Origin of the sequence: Azospirillum sp. RU38E (assembly GCF_900188385.1) — a bacterium.
Taxonomy (GTDB): Bacteria; Pseudomonadota; Alphaproteobacteria; order Azospirillales; family Azospirillaceae; genus Niveispirillum.
In genome coordinates this window covers 796,310-815,768 of the sequence record NZ_FZOI01000001.1, presented here as the reverse complement: position 1 = coordinate 815,768, position 19,459 = coordinate 796,310, and the positions used below count along the sequence as shown (strand labels likewise).

19 protein-coding genes are annotated in these 19,459 nt (G+C 64.2%); 5 read left to right on the top strand and 14 right to left on the bottom strand.

Annotation, left to right across the window (positions count from 1 at the left end; translation table 11 throughout):
* The first annotated feature begins 41 nt into the window (after positions 1-41).
* From gloB to CHB97_RS03490, 3 genes are read left to right on the top strand one after another with little or no spacing between them, the layout of a single operon-like run.
* The gene (gloB, locus tag CHB97_RS03500; protein WP_089286516.1) at positions 42-821 is read left to right on the top strand and encodes a hydroxyacylglutathione hydrolase; all 780 of its coding nucleotides are present in this window, start codon (positions 42-44) and stop codon (positions 819-821) included.
* A 57-nt stretch (positions 822-878) separates the two neighbouring features.
* Positions 879-1,493, top strand: coding sequence for a glutathione S-transferase N-terminal domain-containing protein (locus tag CHB97_RS03495; RefSeq protein WP_089286515.1), 615 nt, complete (start codon positions 879-881; stop codon positions 1,491-1,493).
* 2 nt (positions 1,494-1,495) lie between these two features.
* The gene (locus tag CHB97_RS03490) at positions 1,496-1,948 is read left to right on the top strand and encodes a cupin domain-containing protein (protein ID WP_089286514.1); all 453 of its coding nucleotides are present in this window, start codon (positions 1,496-1,498) and stop codon (positions 1,946-1,948) included.
* 41 nt (positions 1,949-1,989) lie between these two features.
* On the opposite strand, the gene CHB97_RS03485 is transcribed toward CHB97_RS03490, so the two are convergent.
* The 3 genes from CHB97_RS03485 to CHB97_RS03475 are packed head-to-tail and all read right to left on the bottom strand — an operon-like array spanning position 1,990 to position 4,957.
* Positions 1,990-3,006, bottom strand: a complete 1,017-nt coding sequence (locus CHB97_RS03485; RefSeq protein ID WP_089286513.1) for a cytochrome d ubiquinol oxidase subunit II — start codon at positions 3,004-3,006, stop codon at positions 1,990-1,992.
* Between the two features lie 19 nt (positions 3,007-3,025).
* Positions 3,026-4,372: a cytochrome ubiquinol oxidase subunit I gene (locus CHB97_RS03480; RefSeq protein WP_089286512.1), complete on the bottom strand. Its 1,347-nt coding sequence runs from the start codon at positions 4,370-4,372 to the stop codon at positions 3,026-3,028.
* 3 nt (positions 4,373-4,375) lie between these two features.
* Positions 4,376-4,957: a GbsR/MarR family transcriptional regulator gene (locus CHB97_RS03475; protein ID WP_089286511.1), complete on the bottom strand. Its 582-nt coding sequence runs from the start codon at positions 4,955-4,957 to the stop codon at positions 4,376-4,378.
* Positions 4,958-5,146: 189 nt separating this feature from the next.
* Here CHB97_RS03475 and hldE point away from each other — a divergent pair, with 189 nt between their 5' ends.
* Positions 5,147-6,598 (top strand): bifunctional D-glycero-beta-D-manno-heptose-7-phosphate kinase/D-glycero-beta-D-manno-heptose 1-phosphate adenylyltransferase HldE, encoded by a 1,452-nt coding sequence (gene hldE, locus CHB97_RS03470; protein ID WP_089286510.1) that lies wholly within the window; start codon positions 5,147-5,149, stop codon positions 6,596-6,598.
* Positions 6,599-6,685: 87 nt separating this feature from the next.
* Here hldE and CHB97_RS03465 read toward each other — a convergent pair whose 3' ends face one another.
* The 4 genes from CHB97_RS03465 to lspA form a co-directional block, all read right to left on the bottom strand.
* On the bottom strand, positions 6,686-8,056 hold the full coding sequence (locus tag CHB97_RS03465; RefSeq protein WP_244559366.1) for a pitrilysin family protein: 1,371 nt from the start codon (positions 8,054-8,056) through the stop codon (positions 6,686-6,688).
* Positions 8,053-9,549, bottom strand: coding sequence for a pitrilysin family protein (locus CHB97_RS03460; protein ID WP_244559365.1), 1,497 nt, complete (start codon positions 9,547-9,549; stop codon positions 8,053-8,055). Before CHB97_RS03460 ends, CHB97_RS03465 begins: the two co-directional genes overlap by 4 nt.
* A gap of 188 nt (positions 9,550-9,737) precedes the next feature.
* Positions 9,738-10,226 carry a DUF3035 domain-containing protein gene (locus tag CHB97_RS03455; protein WP_160105518.1) on the bottom strand — a complete coding sequence of 163 codons (489 nt, stop codon included), beginning with the start codon at positions 10,224-10,226 and terminating at the stop codon, positions 9,738-9,740.
* A gap of 57 nt (positions 10,227-10,283) precedes the next feature.
* A complete protein-coding gene (lspA, locus tag CHB97_RS03450) occupies positions 10,284-10,829 on the bottom strand; it encodes a signal peptidase II (RefSeq protein WP_244559364.1) in 546 nt (181 codons plus the stop codon).
* Positions 10,830-11,095: 266 nt separating this feature from the next.
* On the opposite strand from lspA, the gene CHB97_RS03445 reads away from it, so the two are divergent.
* Positions 11,096-11,617, top strand: coding sequence for a hypothetical protein (locus CHB97_RS03445; protein WP_089286508.1), 522 nt, complete (start codon positions 11,096-11,098; stop codon positions 11,615-11,617).
* A gap of 302 nt (positions 11,618-11,919) precedes the next feature.
* On the opposite strand, the gene CHB97_RS03440 is transcribed toward CHB97_RS03445, so the two are convergent.
* The 7 genes from CHB97_RS03440 to zwf all read right to left on the bottom strand — a co-directional run bounded on the left by CHB97_RS03440 (position 11,920) and on the right by zwf (position 19,126).
* Positions 11,920-12,258 (bottom strand): hypothetical protein, encoded by a 339-nt coding sequence (locus CHB97_RS03440; protein ID WP_143270687.1) that lies wholly within the window; start codon positions 12,256-12,258, stop codon positions 11,920-11,922.
* A 166-nt stretch (positions 12,259-12,424) separates the two neighbouring features.
* Positions 12,425-13,609, bottom strand: coding sequence for a fatty acid desaturase (locus CHB97_RS03435; RefSeq protein ID WP_244559363.1), 1,185 nt, complete (start codon positions 13,607-13,609; stop codon positions 12,425-12,427).
* Between the two features lie 158 nt (positions 13,610-13,767).
* Positions 13,768-14,208, bottom strand: coding sequence for a YbaN family protein (locus CHB97_RS03430; protein WP_200819782.1), 441 nt, complete (start codon positions 14,206-14,208; stop codon positions 13,768-13,770).
* A gap of 204 nt (positions 14,209-14,412) precedes the next feature.
* On the bottom strand, positions 14,413-15,045 hold the full coding sequence (locus CHB97_RS03425; RefSeq protein ID WP_089286505.1) for a bifunctional 4-hydroxy-2-oxoglutarate aldolase/2-dehydro-3-deoxy-phosphogluconate aldolase: 633 nt from the start codon (positions 15,043-15,045) through the stop codon (positions 14,413-14,415).
* A gap of 26 nt (positions 15,046-15,071) precedes the next feature.
* Positions 15,072-16,901 carry a phosphogluconate dehydratase gene (gene edd / locus CHB97_RS03420; protein WP_089286504.1) on the bottom strand — a complete coding sequence of 610 codons (1,830 nt, stop codon included), beginning with the start codon at positions 16,899-16,901 and terminating at the stop codon, positions 15,072-15,074.
* 55 nt (positions 16,902-16,956) lie between these two features.
* Complete coding sequence (pgl, locus tag CHB97_RS03415; RefSeq protein WP_160105516.1) at positions 16,957-17,661, bottom strand: 6-phosphogluconolactonase; 705 nt, start codon at positions 17,659-17,661, stop codon at positions 16,957-16,959.
* Positions 17,648-19,126: a glucose-6-phosphate dehydrogenase gene (gene zwf, locus CHB97_RS03410; RefSeq protein WP_200819817.1), complete on the bottom strand. Its 1,479-nt coding sequence runs from the start codon at positions 19,124-19,126 to the stop codon at positions 17,648-17,650. Before zwf ends, pgl begins: the two co-directional genes overlap by 14 nt.
* Positions 19,127-19,459 lie beyond the last annotated feature (333 nt).

The window sequence follows — 19,459 nt, the reverse complement described above, 5'->3', positions numbered from 1 at the left end:
CGGAACACGGCATCCTTCCCACTATCCACGCTGGTAAGGGAATGGGGCCGATGGTTGAAATCCACGTCATCCCGGTATTGAACGATAATTACGTCCATCTGTGGCACGATGCGGCCGCCGGGGTGACGGCCATTGTTGATCCCGGTGAGGCCGCGCCGGTACAGGCCTTTCTGGAAGAACGCGGCTGGCACCTGACCCATATCCTGAACACCCATCACCATGGTGACCATATTGGCGGCAATGCCGGGCTGATGGCCTGGTCGCACGCCACCCTGATCGGGCCGCGGGCGGAGATCGACCGTATCCCCGACATGGCCGAAACCTATGGTGATGGCGACCGGTTCACCCTGGGCAGCCAGACCGTCACCGTGTTCGACACACCGGGCCATACGCGCGGCCATGTCGCCTTTTATCTGGAACCGGCTGGCCTGCTGTTCAGCGGCGATACGCTGTTCTCCCTCGGCTGTGGCCGCCTGTTTGAGGGCACGCCGGCGCAGATGTGGCACAGCCTGTTGAAGCTGCGCGCCCTGCCGGACGACACCATGGTCCATTGCGGCCATGAATACACAGCCAGCAACCTGCGCTTTGCCCTGTTCATCGATCCGGATAACCCGTCGCTGGCCCTGATGGCGGATCAGGTGGCCCGATCCCGTGCCGCCAACCGGCCCACCGTGCCGTCACGCCTGGGGCTGGAAAAGGCGGCCAACCCGTTCCTGCGCGCCGATGATGCGGCCCTGGCCGCCGCCATCGGGCTGGCCGGGGCCGACCCCGTTGCCGTCTTCGCCGAGATCCGCCAACGGAAGGATCATTTCCGCGGCTGATCCATTGCCTTTCCCCCTCCTCTCTCTCCCCCACCCCGACCGGGATGCATCATCGTGATGAAACTGCGTTACAGCCAGACCTCCCCCTATGTCCGCAAGGTATTGATGGTGGCGCATGAAACCGGGCTGGCCGACCGTATTGAGCTATGCCCCGTCAATGTCTGGGGGCCGGACAATCCCATCGTGCGGGAAAATCCGCTGGCCAAGATCCCGACCCTGCTGACCGAAGATGGCATGGTGCTGTTCGACAGCCCGGTGATCGCCGAATATCTGGACAGCCTGCATGGGGGCCGCAAGCTGCTGCCGCCGGGGGCGGGGAAGGATCGCTGGATCGCCCTGCGTCAACAGGCGCTGGGTGATGGCATCTGTGATGCCGCCGTACTGCGCCGCATGGAATCGCTGCGGCCGGAATCGCTGCGCTCCGCCGACTGGGACAGCCGCCAGCGCGCCGCCATGGTGCGCGCCTTTGACCGGCTGGAGGAGGAGGCGGGCGACCTGCCGCCCCCCGATGCCCCCACCATCGGGGGGCTGGCCGTGCTGTCGGCCATGGCCTATCTGGATTTCCGTTTCGGCCATGAACCCTGGCGTCCCGGCCACCCGACATTGGCCCGCTGGTTTGAGGCGGCGGCCAAGCGGCCCAGCTTCCTGGCCACCGAACCCCCGACGGAGTGAAGATGGACCAGACGCTAAGCGCCCAACAGATCATCGACCGGCTGGGGATGCGTCCCCATCCGGAAGGCGGCCATTATGTGGAAACCTGGCGCCACCAGCCGCCCGATGGCGGGCGTGGCGCCCATACCGCCATCTATTTCCTGCTGGCGGCGGGGGATTATTCCCATTGGCACCGGGTGAAGGACGCGGATGAGGTCTGGCATTATTATGCCGGGGCGCCCTTGGTACTGACCATCTCCCCCAACGGGCATGATGCGGCGGCCTATCATCTGGGCAATGACCTGCTGGCCGGCCAGCGCCCGCAGATCGTGGTGCCGGCCAACCAATGGCAAACGGCGGTCAGCCTGGGGGCCTGGACCCTGGTGGGCTGCACCGTGGCCCCCGCCTTTGAGTTCAGCCAGTTCGAACTGGCCCCGCCGGACTGGCGGCCAACACCGCGCCATCCGGCGGGGTGACAGCAAGCCCCGGTAGGTTCTTCCCACCGGGGCTTAAGCCCTTAATCGTACCGCAATTCCCCCGCCTTGCCCCGGAACACCCGATAGGCGAAGACCGTGTAGCCCAGAATGACCGGCAGCACGACGCAGGCCCCGATGAAGATCACCATCAGGCTTTCCGGCGCCGCTGCTGCGTCCCACACGGTCAGCTTCTCCGGCACCACGAACGGATAGAAACTATAGGCCAGCCCGTGGAAACCCAGGGTGAAGATGCCGATGGCCCCGGCGAACGGCACCCAGCACCAGCGATCATCCGCCGCCGGCAGGTGGCGCAGGGCCAACCAGACGGCCACGAACAGCCCCACCGCCACCAGTGGAATCGGCGCCAGCAGGAAGAATTGCGGCAGGTCGAACCATTTGGCGGCGATACGGTCGCTGACCAGCGGGGTGACGACGGAGATGGCCACCATGCCCAGCGCCGCCAACCACAACAGGCTGCGGCAGCGCGCTGCCGCCTTGGCCTGCAACGCGCCATCGGTTTTCAGCACCAGCCAGGCCGCCCCAATGAAACCATAGGCCGCCGTCAGGCAAACCCCCGTCAACAGACCAAAGGCCATGGCGGCCCAGCCGGTCTGCAGCCCCAGAATATAGACACCCAGCATATAGCCCTGTGACAAGGCGGCCAGCAGCGACCCGGCGACAAAGGCCCGGTTCCACCAGACCCGGTGCAACCCGTCCGTCTTGGCGCGGAATTCAAAACTGACGCCGCGCATGATCAAGCCCAGCAGCAGGGCCAATACCGGCAGGTACAGCGCCCCCAGGATCATGCCATGGGCCAGCGGAAAGGCGACCAGCAGCAGGCCCACCGCCAGCACCAGCCAGGTTTCATTAGCATCCCAGAAGGGGCCGATGCTGGCAATCATCCGGTCGCGTTCAGCATCATCGGCATCGGCCATCAGGATGCCCACACCCAGATCGTACCCATCCAGGATGACATAGGCCAGGATGGCGATACCCATCAGGGCGGCAAAGGCGATGGGCAGCCAGTGGGCTGCATTGGCCATGATAAGGTCGGTCATATCTTGTTTCCTTCCCTGCTCAACCGGCGGCCTGCGGCAAGGCGGGACCGTTCAGCGCGGCCTGCTTGCCAGCTTTCACAGCCTTGCCGGCCAGCTTGAAGATTACGGTGATGTAGGCGACCAGCAGCCCGGCATAGAGGGCCAGGTACAGCGCCAGCGACAGGCCGATGGAACTGGCAGGCACGGCCCCCGCCGCATCGGCGGCGCGCAGCACGCCGGTCACCAGCCAGGGCTGACGCCCGATCTCCGTCACATACCAGCCCGCCAGCGTGGCCACCCAGCCGGAAAAACTCATCCCCACCAGGGCACGGGCCAACCAGATAGGGGGCTGACCGCGCCGCCGCAGCATCCAGACCCCCGCCCAGGAGACGGCCAGCATGGCCATGCCGGTGCCGACCATGACGCGGAAGGAGAAGAAGACGGGGGCCACCGGCGGGTGCTTGCCGTCGAAATCATTCAGCCCCTGGATCACACCGGCGGGATCATGGCGCAGGATCAGGCTGGCACCGGACGGGATGCCCAGTTCGAAATGGTTGGTGCGCGCCTTTTCGTCGGGCAGGGCGAACAGCAGCAGCGGCACATGTCCGCCCGTTTCCCAATGGCCTTCCATGGCGGCGATCTTGGCGGGCTGATGTTCCAGCGTGTTCAGCCCGTGCATATCGCCGGCCAGGATCTGCAGCGGGATCAGGGCGGCGGCGGCATAGACACCGGTGCGCAATGCGGCCAGCACGGCGGGTGCCCGGTCCCCCTTCAGCCAGCGCCAGGCCGATACGCCCGCCACCAGAAAGGCCGCCGTCAGGCCGGAGGCCAGCAGCATATGCACCAGCCGATAGGGCATGGAGGGGTTGAAGATGATCGCCAGCCAGTCGGTGGCATGGGCCACACCGTCGCGCATTTCAAACCCGACCGGGGTATGCATCCAGCTATTCAGCGCGATGATCCAGAAGGCCGACACGGTGGTGCCAAAGGCGACCAGGAATGTCGCCGTGGTGTGCAGCCAGTTGGGCACCCGGCGAAAGCCGAACAACATCACGGCGATGAAGGTCGCCTCCATGAAGAAGGCTGTCAGCACCTCATAGGCCAGCAGCGGGCCGGCAATATTGCCGACCGTTTTCATGAAGCCCGGCCAGTTGGTACCGAACTGGAAGCTCATGGTGATGCCGGACACCACCCCCAGGGCGAAGGTGAGTGCAAAGACCTTCACCCACTGGAAATAGGCATCCATCCATTTCTGATCGCCGGTGGCGTTGAAGCGCAGCTTGAAGAACAGCAGCACCCAGCCCAGCGCGATCGTGACGGTGGGAAACAGGATGTGGAAGGAGATATTGGCCGCGAACTGGAGTCGGGCCAGGATCAGGGCGTCCATGGTTCAGCCCTCCTTTTCCGCAGATGCCTTCGAACGGCCGCCCGGCAGGGCGAACAGCCGGTCCTTCACCTCCAGGATTTTCTGCACCTTGGCGCCCAGGCTGAGCAGTTGGATCAGCCGATCCGTTTCCAGCCGGCGCACATCGTCGTACCAGCCGCACAGCATCTCGATCATCTCGTACATCTCGCGCATCTTGTCCTGCGCGTGCTGTTCATCGGCCATGGCGGGGTTTTGCATCAGCAGTTCGCGCAAGACCGACAAGGTGGGGTCCACCTCCCGCTTCTTGCGCTCTTCCACCAGGGTGCGGACGATCTGCCAGATATCGCCCAGTGTGGTGAAATAATCCTTGCGGTCGTCCGGCTTGTGCATCAGCCGGACGAGATTCCAGGATTGCAGCTCCTTCAACCCCATGGAGACGTTGGAGCGCGACATGCCCAGCCGGTCCACCATGTCATCGGCACAGAGCGGTTCCGGGGAGACATAGAGCAGGGCATAAATCTGCCCCACCGTGCGGTTGATGCCCCATCGGCTGCCCATCTCCCCGAAATGCAGCACAAAGGCCTGGATGACTGGCGGCAGGTTCATGATTTCCTCAACTTTCAGAAATTTCTGAAATATGTGGAGGAGGAATGGTTCGGCGGAAATGCGCCCGGTTGCCGCAGTGCGGAATGATATATCGGGCGGCCCTTCGTTGCGGCCCGCTTGGCGGGCAAGCCATGATCGGGCTAAAAGACAGGTTGTACCCAAGCCCCGCAGCAAAGGCCGCCCTGCCCGATGTCCCTGTCCCTGGCCGAAATCCTGGCTTCCCTGGCCGGCGCCCGTGTCACCATCATCGGTGATGTGATGCTGGACCGGTTCATTTATGGCGATATCGCGCGGATTTCGCCCGAAGCCCCGGTGCCGGTGCTGAAATATGACCATGCACGGGAAATGCTGGGCGGGGCCGGCAATGTGGCGGCCAACGCCCGCTCATTGGGCGCTGATGTGGTGCTGATCGGGCTGGTGGGGGAGGATGCGGCGGGTTCCACGGCGCGCCGGCTGGCCGGGCCGGCGGCCCGGCTGCTGGCGCGGGGGGATGGGCCGACCACGGTGAAAACCCGCATGATCGCCCGCCAGCAGCAGATGTTGCGGCTGGATGAGGAAAAGGTGGGACCGCCGACAGCGGATGAGGCGGCCGGCCTGCTGGCAGCCCTGAACGCCGCCCTTCCGGATAGCGATGTGATTTTATTATCCGATTATGCCAAGGGCGTGCTGGCCGGCGACCTGCCGCAAAGGATCATCGCCGCCGCAAAAGGGGCCGGCAAACAGGTGATCGTCGATCCCAAGGGGCGGGATTTTGCCCGCTATCGCGGGGCCGATCTGGTCACCCCCAATCTGACTGAACTGCGGCTGGCCAGCGGTGCCGACTGTGAAGACGATACCGGCGTGGTGGATGCCGCCCGCGACCTTCTAACGCGGCACGCGCTCGGCGCCATCATCGTCACCCGCAGCGAACAGGGCATGTCGGTGGTGACTGCCGATGCAGCCGTACATCTGCCCACCATGGCGCGGGAGGTGTTCGACGTTTCCGGTGCCGGTGACACGGTGGTGGCCATGCTGGCCTGTGCGCTCTCCCGTGGTGCGGCACTGGCCGATGCAGCCCGGCTGGCCAATGCAGCAGCGGGAATTGTGGTGGGCAAGCAGGGTACGGCCCAGGTCACGCCGGGGGAACTGGCGCTGGCCCTGCGCCAGCAGGATGCCGGCGATATCGACGCCAAGATCGCCAGCCAGGACGAAGCATCCGCCATCGCCGCCCAGTGGCGCGAACGCGGCCTGCGCGTCGGCTTCACCAATGGCTGTTTCGACCTGCTGCATCCCGGCCACCTGTCGCTGCTGCGCCAGGCCCGGGCGGCCTGTGACCGGCTGATCGTGGGCATGAATGATGATGCCTCGGTCCGCCGGCTGAAGGGGGAAAGCCGCCCGATCCAGAACCAGGATGCCCGCGCCGCCGTGCTGGCCAGCCTGCAACTGGTCGATCTGGTGGTTCCCTTCACGCAGGACACGCCATTGGAGCTGATCCAGCTGGTGCGGCCGGATGTGCTGGTAAAGGGGGCGGATTACCGCATTGATCAGGTGGTGGGGGCCGATTTCGTGCAGGGACTGGGCGGGCGGGTGCTGCTGGCCAACCTGAAGGAAGGTTTCAGCACCACCCGTACCGTGGCCCGCATCACCGGCAAGGGCAGCTGACCGGTCCGGTCATAGTGGTTGCATTCTGTTGCACAGTGTTGCGCAGGAAATTGCGGCCCCGGCATCCACACCGGGGCCGCGTTCACCTCAGCCTTTCACCGGGGTGGCGTAAAGCTGCTGGTCGGGCTTCACGCCGGCGGGCTGGCCCACCACCACAGTGGTCAGTTTGGCCGGGTCCAGCAGGCGGGCGGCGACCCGCTTCACGTCGGCCAGAGTCACCGCATTGATCAGGTCATTGCGCTTGTTCAGATAATCAATGCCCAGCCCATCCTGCTGCACCGACAGCAGCAGGCCGGCAATGGCCCCGTTATTGGTGAATTGCAGCGGGAAGCTGCCGGTCAGATAGGTTTTGGCGTCGTTCAGTTCGGCCTCGGTAATGCCGTTCTTGCCCACCTCGCCCCAAATCTGCTTGATCAGGTCGATGGCTTGGCCCGCCTTCTCATTCATGGTGGAGCCGCTGACGCTGATCAGTGCCGCATGGTCATAGGGTGCCAGGCCGGAACCCACGCCATAGGTCAGGCCGCGCTTTTCCCGCACCTCGTCCATCAGGCGGGAGGAAAAGCCGCCGCCGCCCAGCGCATAGTTCAGCACCGTAGCCGCGTACCAGTCCGGGTCGTTGCGGCGCAGACCTTCCTGGGCCATCACCATAATGGTCTGGGGAATCGGGCGCGGCACGGCGATGGTGCGGCCGCCATTGGCCGGGCTGATATCGGCCACCGCGGCGCGTTCGCCCTTGGCCGGCAGGCTGGCGAAAATCTGGTCCAGCACCGGGGCCAGTTCGGCGGCGGTGATGTCTCCAGAAACCGCCACCTTCAGCCCGTCACGCACCAGCCGGGCACGGGTCAAGGCCAGCAGATCGTCACGGGTGATCGCCGGCAGGGTTTCCAGCGTACCGCGCTGGGGCCGGCCATAGGGATGGTTGGGAAAAAGGCTCTCCGACAGGGCCAGCTGCGCCCAATAGCTGGGATCGGCCTGTGACCGGCGCAGGCCGGCAATCATCTGGCCGCGCACCCGCTCCACTGCTTCCTTGTCGAAGCGCGGCTTGGTCAGGGCCAGCCGCAGCAGATCAAAGGCAGTCTCCTTCGTCTCCCGCAGGGTGGTGAGGGAGCCGCCAAATTCATCCCGCCCGGCACTGAAACCCAGGGAGATGGAATTATCCTCCAGCTTGCCCTGGAAGGCCTGGGAATCCAGATCACCGGCCCCTTCATCCAGGGTGCTGGCGGTCAGCATGGCCAGCCCCAGCTTGTTGGCCGGATCCAGTTCCGTACCACCCTCGAAAGAAAACTGGATGGCGATGATCGGGTTCTTGGTATCGCGCACCAGCCAGGCTTCCACGCCCGCCGGGCTGACCACCTTTTCAATATCGATGGCGGCGGCCGGCAGCGCCAAACCGACAAACAGGGCGCAGGCACCGGCCAGCGCCAGCGCTGTGCGACGAAACAACATGGTGATCCTCATGGCGTGACCTCCCGACCCAGCATGTCGCCGATCAGGCCATCCGGGCTGTACCCAGTGCTCATAGTGGGTTTGCCCAACGCCGGGGCCGCCCCGCCCGGCATCGGGGGTGCATTGGGGTCGGGCAGCAGGATGCCGGTGACATGGTTATCCTGCGCCAGCACGGCGCGGGCCGCCGCATTCACCTGCTCCACCGTCACCGCAGCGATACGGTCGGGCCAGGCCTCCACATCGGCCACCGTCTGGCCGGTGGTCATGGCCTGGCCGAAGGCATAGGCGGGGCCCTGCAAGCTGTCACGGGCGAAGATGGCATCGCGCTTCAGGCGGGTTTTGGCATTCTCCACCTCCTGCGCGGTGACGCCATCCTTCAGCAGCTTGGCAAGCTCGGCTTCCAGCGCCTGTTCCACCACCTCCACCTTGCCGCCGGCAACCGGCGATGCGGAAAGCCCCATGGTCCCCAGGTTCAGCGCCGTCGGCTCGTACCACATGGAGGCACTGGTGGCGACGCGCTGATCCACCACCAGCGACTTGTAAAGCCGGCTGGTGGCCCCACCGCTCATGATGGTTTCCAGCACCTGCAGCGCATAGGCGTGCTGCTTGTCGCCATCATTATAGCTGGGGGCCTTCCACAGCCGCATCCAGCTTGGCTGGCGCACCTGGGCGTCGGTCAGGCTGATGCGGCGGGCGCCTTCCGTCGGCGGCTCCGTCACCCGCACGCGCGGGGGGAGATCCTTCACCGGCTTCAGCTTGCCATAGGTCTTTTCGGCCAGCGGCTTCAGCTGGGCGGCGGTGATATCGCCGGCCACCACCAGGATGGCATTGTTGGGGGCGTAATGGATCTTGTAGAAATCCAGCGCGTCCTGGGTGGTCAGCCCCTGGATCTCATGCATCCAGCCGATGATCGGCGTGCCATAGGGGTGATGCACAAACAGCAGCGGCGCCAACTGTTCATACAGCCGGGCCGACGGGTTGTTATCCGTCCGCTGGCGCCGTTCCTCCTTGATCACATCGCGTTCCGGCAGGGTGATGGCGTCGGTCAGTTTCAGGCCGGTCATGCGATCGGCCTCCATCGACATCACCAGTTCCAGCCGGTCACGGGCGATATTCTCGAAATAGGCTGTGTAATCGGTGGAGGTGAAGGCATTGTCGCGCCCGCCATTGCGGGCCACCGTGCGGGAGAATTCCCCCGGCTTCAGCTTGGACGTGCCCTTGAACATCAGATGTTCAAGATAATGGGCGATGCCGGATTTGCCGGCATGTTCATCGGCCGACCCGACCTTGTACCACACCATATGGCTGACCACAGGCGCGCGCGGGTTGTTGATGACAACCACCTGCATCCCATTGGACAGGGTAAAGGTTTCCGGATCGAAGACGCGGGCCATGGCAGGGGCGGCGATGCCGGCGGACAGCAGGCAAAGCGCTGCACCGGTGGCCAGCGCCCGCAAGCGCCGCCCGGCCCCGCGCCGGGCCGGGGTGACGGGATGGGTTCTCACTATACTGCAACCTCCCAGCAACGGGCATGACCGGGAAGGATGGCCCGGTCACGAATGGGTCGCAGTGTGCCGCCGGGGGATCGACGCGCCAAGCGATTCCCGCCTGGAGGCGCATTAAATCCCTTTCATGCAAAACAAAAAGCCGCCGGACAAGCCGGCGGCTTTCATAAACGGCTCTGCAGCGAAGCTTACTTGACCGTGCTTTCCTTGCGGACGATCGTCGGCTCCTTGCCGGGCTGCACGATCTCCGGATTCGGCGCGCCGTCCTTCCAGAACAGCAGCCGGTCAACCAGGCTCTTATCCGCCACCACAACGCCGGGATTCTCCCGGTCGACGATGGCGCGGATATCGCGGTTGGCCTGATCGGCACCGGCCAGCGTCAGCAGGGCGCCCTCGCCCTTGCTCTGTGCCGGGTTGGTACGCGGATCGACCAGGGCACCGGTGCCGGCGCTGCTGGCGCCGAACATGGAGGACTGGGCGCGGGTATCGCGCTCCAGCTCCTGCGGGCGCGGGCTGCCCGGCTGCGGCGGACGCAGGTTGAAATCGGGCGGCACCTCCAGCGGGGCCCGCGACACCACCTGGAACTCATCCGGCGCACCGCGATTGCCGAGGAGGCCGCAACCGGAGAGCGACCCTGCAACGGCGATCAGCGCCAGGGCCGGGACGGCGTTACGCATCTGCTTGTACACACCCATGGTCCGATCCGTACCTTTTCAAAGCGCAAGTAACGTAGATTAACGCGGCTGCGACGGCGACAACAACCCGTCGAGCAAAAGCAGCCCCACGCCGACAACGATGCAGGCATCCGCAACATTGAATGCCGGCCAGTGCCAGCCCGCGAGGTGAAAGTCAAGGAAATCGGCAACCGCCCCGAAACGCAGCCGGTCGATCACGTTCCCCATGGCACCGCCAACCACCATGCCAACCGCCAGGGCGGCCAGCCGGGTAGCCCCGCGCCAGACCCAGGCGACCAGCAAACCGCTGATCAGCAGGGATACGGCGATCAGCACGTAAGGCATCAGGTCCGCCCCGCTGGCAAACAGGCCGAAGCTGACGCCGAAATTCCACACCATGACAAGGTTGAAGAAAGACGTCAGCTCAATGAACGGGGAATTGACCGCACAGCCCGGCCCCGTCGGGCCTGACAGGCACGGCAGCACAGCGGACAGCACCCATTGCTTGGACGCCTGATCTAGGATGAAGGCAACCAACGCCACCAGCCCGATCAGCCGCATCACCTGCGCCCGCGGCAGAACCGCCGCTGCCCCAACAACCGCCATCAACCCACTCCCAACCGGCCTGCATGACCGGCCTTCTATGCCTTAAACACGGCGGAAAGGCGGCAACCTGCCGCGACGCCCGACGAAATTCCGCCGGATGGTAGCAGCGGACGCCATGGCGTCAACAATTCTACGGTCCACCGGCAAAACAACCGCCGCAGAACCGGCTGCCCCGCCATCGCCGACGCCCCGTTGGTTCGAATTTCGACGGTACAGGGATTGCTTGTCCGCGGACATAAAATGTCTTGTGCGGAAGGACATGCGCCATGAACATCAACTCCCTGTTTTCGCCCTCGGCAATCTTGTCCCGCTTGCAGGTCAAGCCAACCGCCGGAAGCAGCGGCACACCTGCCGCAACCACCAAGACCGCTGCCGCTCCACCGGATCTCGCCAGCCAGCAGCGGGAGGAAATGGCCGCCCTGAAGCAGGAACGGGCCGCCTATGATGCGCAGCGGAACAGCGAAATTCAGAAGCGGCAACAGGAGTTTGAGCAGACACATGGCCGCCCCTACGGGCAGCGAGGCGATCCGCCCCTGGCCTTCCAGATGGCCATGCCAGCCAACGAACGCGGCTATATGCCCTTTGTCAGTGCAGACCAGCAGAAGACGATTGATAATATTACCGATAAATACCTTCAGCAGGAAAATCCTGCAGCCATGTGGGTAGAACTTACCACACTGGGCCTGAATTCCGATCAATTGGTGAAATCAGCGAAGTATTTTACCACTCTGGACGGACATATGGCGACGCGGGAAGAAGCGACGAAGGGCGTCAACATCAGCGTATAATCGTCTCTCTGTTTGTTTGTTACACAAATTTATACCAACCCGCCTAAAGGTTGACCTTTAGGCGGGTTGGAGGCCGGCGACTGCCGGCCCGCGCCACATGGCGCGCAAGCCAAGCTGCCGGATGGCAGCGCCCGGCGCATGAGGGAACGAAAAATCTCCCTTGATCGGTCACGATCAAGGGAGATTGGTATTATATTGATCAGCATCGGAAACAGTATTTTCAGAAAAAAATAAAAAGCCCCACCTCGATCATCCGGGGTGGGGCTGGAAATCCGTCCGCCATCGCTGGCGACAGCAGAAAATCAATTCGTGCTGGTCGCCGTAGAGGTCGAGGTCGACGTGCTGGTCGGCGGACCAGCCTCATCTTCGCCACCGCCCAGCGTGGCGGCCAGGGCACCGACGGCCGCAACACCGGCCACACCCAGCGCCGGATACAGCCGGCCGGCCGAGAACACCGAGGCCCGGTTGCCGGCAGCACTGCCGGTGGCTTTATGCTCTTTCTGGCCAGCCTGAGCCACCTGCATGTCCGGGGAAGCCTGGGTGTTGGCAACCGGCTCCGCAGCGGACTGCGCCAGGGCGGCAGAGGGAACGGCGACCAACGCCGCAGAGATAATCAGAAGACGGGTAAAGCGGGTCATCATCACATTCCACAGATAAGCACGGTCGCCCCAATGGCGCACAAGCTACCGCTCAGCGCCAGGAAGGGAAAGCGCAAAAGCACGCGGGTCAGGGATGGCCCCAATGAAAAAGCCCCGGCACCGGGCCGGGGCTTTCAACATCGTACAAGCCAAGGCAGGCGACAGCCGATCAAGCCGGATTGGCCGCCAGCCTCGTGCAGACATTGGCAATCAGGATCTGACGGGCACGCTCCACAATCTCATCCATGCTGGGGGTACGGACGAACATGTTAGCCGCACGCTGGCGCATTTCCTCCGTCGTCGGGATATGCGGCAGATGGATATTGGCCACCAGTGCCTCCACCCGCGTCTTCGCATTTTCCGACGCCTGGCGCATCTTCTCTTCAATCTCCGCCAGGGTGGGGGTATGGGCCAGGGCGTCGCGCACCTGCGCCGTCAGCTTATCGATCTGGAAGCTGGCCGCCAGTTGGGCAGCCGCCGTTTCGATCACCTTGGTGCCCAGACGCTGTTCGTTACGCACCACCGAAGCCGGCGGTTCATGCACGTCCCAGACCAGACGCAGGCCCTGCATGATCTTGATGATATAGTAGGATGTATCCACTTCCCACCAGCGGAAGCCCTGGCGGGCGGCTGACTGATAGGCATGGTGGTTATTGTGCCAGCCCTCCCCCATGGTGGCGATGGCCAGCGCCCAGTTATTGCGGCTGTCATCGCCGGTCAGGTAACGGCGGCGGCCGACCACATGGGCCAGGGAATTGATGCAGAAGGTAGCGTGATACAGCGCCACCGTGCTCCAGAAGAAACCGACGATCAGGCCCGACCAGCCAAACAAGGCCCAGGTGGCAAAGCCCATCACGATGGCCGGCACATAATAATGCCGGTCCAGCCAAACCAGTTCCGGATATTTGGTCAGGTCGCCGATGGTGCGATAATCGGCTGTGTCATGCTTGGGCGTGAAGATCCAGCCCAGATGCGCATAGAGGAAGCCCTTATGCTTGGGCGAATGCACATCCATCGGCGTATCGGAATATTTGTGATGGTGCCGGTGCTTGGCTGCCCACCAGAGCGCCCCGCGCTGCGCGGAGCTCTGCGCCAGGAAGGCCAGCAGGAACTGCATGACCCGGCTGGTCTTGTAGGCGCGGTGAGAGAAATAGCGGTGATAACCGCCGGTGATGCCGAACATGCGGGCACCGTAGAGCACCAGGGCCAGCACCACATCCTGCCAATGCACGCCCGTCCAGATCGCGCCCAGGCAGGCGAGATGGACCAGCAGAAAGGGGATCATGGCGGGGTAGACAATATCGTCCGACTGGGCCGCGGTATCGCCGCGGTCGAGATCGCTGGGGGCAGTCACGTGTGAACCAGGCTCCAAAACATGGCCATCAGGGCCGGCGGCGCACCAGCGCCACTTCAGACGAAAGTGATAATAGCATGTCATCCCCACCCTGGGGGGCAACAAAAACCACCCCTGACCGGATGCGCGTAAGCGTCGCGGGGCAAAAGGGGGATGTTTCAGACCAACGGCCTTTCCGGGGTCACCTGCTTGCGCACTGCGCTCTGCCTGTCATGCGGTTTGGGGGATGGCCGGGTGGCCACAAAGGTGCCGGTGCAGCAGAGAATCAGCCCCACCACGATCGGGGCGGCCGGATGGGGTGCGGTCAGATAAACAATGACCCAGGACAGCGCCATCACCCCAACAGCAGCGATCTTGCCGCGGGTGGGAATGGCCCCCTGCTCCCGCCAGTCGCGCAGGGCCGGGCCGAAACGCGGATGTTCCAGAAGCTTCTGCGCCTTTTCCGGATGGGAGCGGAAGTAAGCCCAGAGGGCGACCAGCAGAAAGGGCGTTGTCGGCAGCAAGGGCAGAACAGCACCCGCCATCCCCAGCCCGACGCAGAGATAGGCCAGGGCCAAATAGAAATATCGCCAACGGGGAGGTTGGGGAGGCATGGTCATGCGGCCGCCTGCATCCAATCGCAAATCATTCGCAATGAATGTGGGCCTGATGACGAAGGATGGCAAGGCGACAAAATCTGTCCAGAAGGATCAGCCCCGAAAAAAGATGGGCGCCCAGGGTTGCCCCTGGACGCCCACAAGGTCGGCCGCCGCGAAATGACCGGAGAAACGGCGGCCGTGAGGACTGAAAACGGGTAAAGCAGATCAGGCCGGGCGCTTCAGCGAAGCCGCCTCGCGCGCCAGGGCCTCAATCCCTGCCCAATCGCCGGCGGCGACCAGCTTGGCGGGGGTGACCCAGGAACCGCCGACGCACATCACGTTCGGCAGGGCCAGGAAATCCTTGGCATTGGTGGCATTCACCCCGCCCGTCGGGCAGAAACGGATCTGCGACAGGGGCGAACCGATCGCCTTCAGCATGTCGATCCCACCCACCACCGTGGCCGGGAACAGCTTCTGATGGCGGATGCCACGGGCCAGCAGGGCCATCATTTCCGACGGGGTGGCAACACCCGGCAGATAGGGGATGCCGCTATCCTGCACCGCCGTCACCAGCTCCGGATAGGTGCCGGGGCTGACGATGAACTTGGCGCCGGCCTTGGCCACGGCATCCACCTGGGAGGGCTGCACCACCGTGCCGGCACCGACCACCGCACCCGGCACTTCCGCCATGGCCGCCAGCGCATCCAGCGCGACGGGGGAGCGCAAGGTGACTTCCAGCACCGGCAACCCGCCGGCCACCAGCGCCTTGGCCAGCGGCACGGCATCTTCCAGCCGGTCGATGATGATGACCGGAACGACGGGGGCAAGGCTGCAGATATGGGCGATATCGGTGGTCATTGAGGCTTTATCCAACTGCGTAGAGGTTATACCGGGTTGGCGGTGAAGCAGCTGCCGCCCTGTTCCGCCCCCGTGGCCACGCCACGGAAGGCACCGAACAGATTGCGGCCCATGCCCCATTCATTGCCGGACAGGTCGGGCACCACCACATCGCGGGCGGCAAATTCAGCGGCATCCACCAGCACGTCCAGCGTGCCGGCCTCGGCATCCAGGCGGATGATGTCGCCGTCGCGCACACGGGCCAGCGGGCCACCGGCCAGACATTCCGGGGTGACATGGATGGCCGCCGGCACCTTGCCGGAGGCGCCGGACATGCGGCCATCGGTGACCAGCGCCACCTTGAAACCCTTGTCCTGCAGAATGCCCAGCGAGGGGGTCAGCTTGTGCAGTTCCGGCATCCCGTTGGCGCGTGGCCCCTGATAACGGACCACCACCACCACGTCGCCGGTCAGCTTGCCAGCCTTGAAGGCGGCCAGCATGTCATCCTGGCCATCGAACACCAGGGCCGGCGCCTCAACGATGCGATGTTCCGGCTTCACCGCCGAAACCTTGATGACGCAACGGCCGAGGTTGCCGGTCAGCAGGCGGATGCCACCCGTGGTATCAAAGGCATCAGCCACCGGCCGCAGCACCTTGGTATCGGCGGAAACCTTCACGCCCGGGCGCCACGTGGCCGCCCCGTAATTATCCAGGAACGCCTCCTGGCGATAGGCATCCAGGCCGCCCTCACCCGCCACGGTCTTCACATCGCCATGCAACAGGCCATTATCCAGCAGTTCGGAGATGACGAACTGCATCCCGCCCGCCGCGTGGAAATGGTTCACATCGGCCACGCCATTGGGATAGACGCGGGACAGCAGCGGCACCACCGCCGACAGATCGTTGAAATCCTGCCAGTCGATGGTGATGCCAGCGGCGGCCGCCATCGCCACCAGATGGATCGTGTGGTTGGTCGATCCGCCGGTAGCCATCAGGCCGATCATGGCATTGACGATGGCCTTCTCATCAATGATGTCGGCCAGCGGCGTGTAATCATCGCCCAGCGCCGTGATCTTCGCCGCGCGTTCAGCGGCGGCAATGGTCAGCGCATCGCGCAAGGGCGTGTTGGGGTGGATGAAGCTGGAGCCGGGCAGATGCAGCCCCATGATCTCCATCATCATCTGGTTGGAATTGGCCGTACCATAAAATGTGCAGGTGCCCGGCCCGTGATAGCTCTGCGACTCCGCCTCCAGCAGCGCGTCGCGGCCGACCTTGCCCTCAGCGTACAACTGGCGAACCTTGGCCTTTTCCGGGTTGGACAGGCCGGACGTCATCGGCCCGGCCGGCACGAAGACTGCCGGCAGATGGCCAAAGGCCAGCGCGCCGATGAACAGGCCCGGTACGATCTTGTCGCAGACACCCAGATAGAGCGCGCCGTCGAACATATTGTGCGACAGGGCGATGGCCGTCGACATGGCGATAACGTCGCGGGAGAACAGCGACAGTTCCATCCCGGCCTGCCCCTGGGTCACGCCATCGCACATGGCCGGCACGCCACCGGCGAACTGGGCCACCGCGCCAGCCTTGCGCACCGCCTCCTTGATCAGGGCCGGATAGCGTTCCAGCGGCTGATGCGCCGACAGCATGTCATTATAGGCCGAGACGATGGCCAGGTTCGGCTCCGTCCCGGACTTCAGTTTGGCCTTGTCGTCGGCGGCACAGGCGGCGAAACCATGGGCCAGATTGCCACAGGCCAGCGTGCCGCGGCGCGGGCCGCGCTGCTGGGCAGCGCGCACCTGCGCCAGATAGGCGGCACGGCCGGCGGCACTGCGCTCGACGATACGGTCGGTGACGCGGCGGATGGCATCAATGGTCATGACGGAACTCTCCCCACCCCGGGGACATGGTCAGGTCAGGCAACCCCGCGGGGGTTCAGGGCGCCCACCAGATGGAAACCGGCACCAGATCCTGGTGCAGCACGGAACGCACGGGCAAAGCCTCCACCGGACCCGGCTCCAGCGCCTGATCCAGAACGCGGCGCTTGGCATCGCCGGTGATCAGCAGGGCGATGGCGCGGCTGTCCAGCAGGGCCGGGCGGGTGAGCGTTATGCGGGCGGGGCCGGGAATGGCCGGCACCACGCCAGCCACAGCCAGCCCGCCGGCACCGCTCAGCGCCTGTTCCAGCCCCTCGCCACCGGGGAAGAAGCTGGCGGTATGCCCATCTTCCCCCATGCCCAGCAGCACCAGATCGAAGGGGCAGGCCAGCGTGGCCACCCGCTCATTCGTCGCGTCCAGCCCGTCGGCCACGCTGGCACCGGGGCTTTTCAGCCCCACCAGCCGCGCACCCTTGGCCAATGCATTGGCCAGGGTGCGGCGCACCATCGCCTCATTGCTGGCCGGATCGTCCAGATCCACCCAGCGTTCATCCGACAGCGTCAGGCTCACCTTGTCCCAGGGCAGGTCCATCTGGTCCAGCACAGCGAACAGGTCGGCCGGCGTGGTGCCGCCAGACAGCACCAGCGTGGCCACGCCGCGCGCTGCCACTGCCTGGGTGATCACACCGGCCAGATGATCGGCCAGCGCCGCCACCAGGGCGGGACGGGCATCAAAGCCCTTCAGTTCATTAGAATTCGGCATCGTGCCACCGGCGATTGTCACGGGCCAGCAGCATGGCGGAGCTGATCGGGCCCCAGCTGCCGGCGGAATAGGGTTCGGGGCGCTGTTCGGCATCGTCCCAGCCCTTCAGGATGGTGTCGATCCAGGCCCAGGCGGCATCCACCTCATCCCGGCGCATGAACAAAGACGGGTTGCCCCGCACCGTATCCATCAGCAGCCGTTCATAGGCATCGGGATAGCGATCCTTGAACGTTTCCGCATAGGAAAGGTTCAGCGGTACCGAACGCAGGCGCAGGCCACCGGGGCCCGGCACCTTGGTCATGATGGACAGGTTCACGCCCTCATCGGGCTGCAGGCGGATGACCAGCTTGTTGGCGGTCAATTCACCGGCGCCCTTGCCGAAGACATTGTGCGGGATGGCCTTGAACTGGATGATGATTTCAGAGCAGCGCGTCGGCATCCGCTTGCCAGTGCGCAGGTAAAACGGCACCCCGCCCCAGCGCCAATTGTCGATCTCCGCCTTGATGGCGACCAGGGTTTCGGTGTTGCTGTTGCCATGGCCCAGCTCCTCCGGGTAACCCGGTACGGCCTTGCCGTCGATGACACCCTGGCGATACTGGCCGCGCACTGTCTTGGTCTTCACATCCTGCGCCGTGATCGGGCGCAGGGCGCGGAGAACCTTGATCTTTTCATTGCGGATCATGTCTTCCGTCAGGGACGAGGGCGGCTCCATCGCCACCAGACAGACCAGCTGCAGGAAATGGTTCTGCACCATGTCGCGCAGCGCGCCAGCACGATCGTAATAGTCGGCGCGGCCTTCCACGCCGACCTTTTCCGCCACCGTGATCTGCACATGGTCGATATAGCCGGCGTTCCACAGCGGCTCAAACAGGGCATTACCGAAGCGCAGCACCATCAGGTTCTGCACCGATTCCTTGCCCAGATAATGATCAATGCGGAAAATCTGGTCTTCGCGGAAAATCGCGCCGACCTCATCATTGATGGCGTTGGCCGAGGCGCGATCCTTGCCGATCGGCTTTTCCAGCACCACGCGGGTGCGCGGGCAGATCAGCCCGGCTTCCTTGATATTGCGGCAGATGGCACCGAACAGGGCCGGCGAGGTCGCCAGATAGAAGACGCGCGCCTTCTCCCCGCCATCCTTCAGCGCTTCGGCCAGATCGGCCCAGCCGCCACCGGCCTTGGTGGCGTCCAGCGTCACATAGGTGATGCGGTTCAAGAACCGGTGCAGCACCTCTGCATCAATATCTTCGACCGGGATGAACTTGTCCAAGGCGGCAGCGATCTGCTGGCGGAACTGCTCCGTCCCCTGATCGGTGCGCGAGACGCCGATGATGCGGCTGTCATCGGTCATCTGGTGATCGCGTTCACGGTAATAGAGTGCGGGCATCAGCTTACGCAGGGCCAGATCACCCGTGCCACCGAACACGACATAGTCGAAGGGGGGAACCTGCAGAATTTCAGCCATCATACCCTGCGTCCGCATACCGGATTGATTATAGGCTGCGGTAACCGCCCCATCAGCGCGGGCACCCCAACCTTTTCGTCGACGAATGTAGCAGAATTACAAAACGACACAAGAGGCAGTTACCCACATTGTGACATGTCCGCGTCAGCCTCTGGCGCTGCCGGGTAGAGAAGTTGCGATCTTGCTGCGATGCAGCGTAACTTTACTACGCTTTAGCCCCTTAAGCCCCGGCAGGAAAGCCCATCCTGCGGAACAGGGGAGCCTTTCCGTTACCAACGCAAAGGGGTGCTTGCCAAAAGGCGGGGGATTTCGTGTAATTCCCTTACAGGCGTT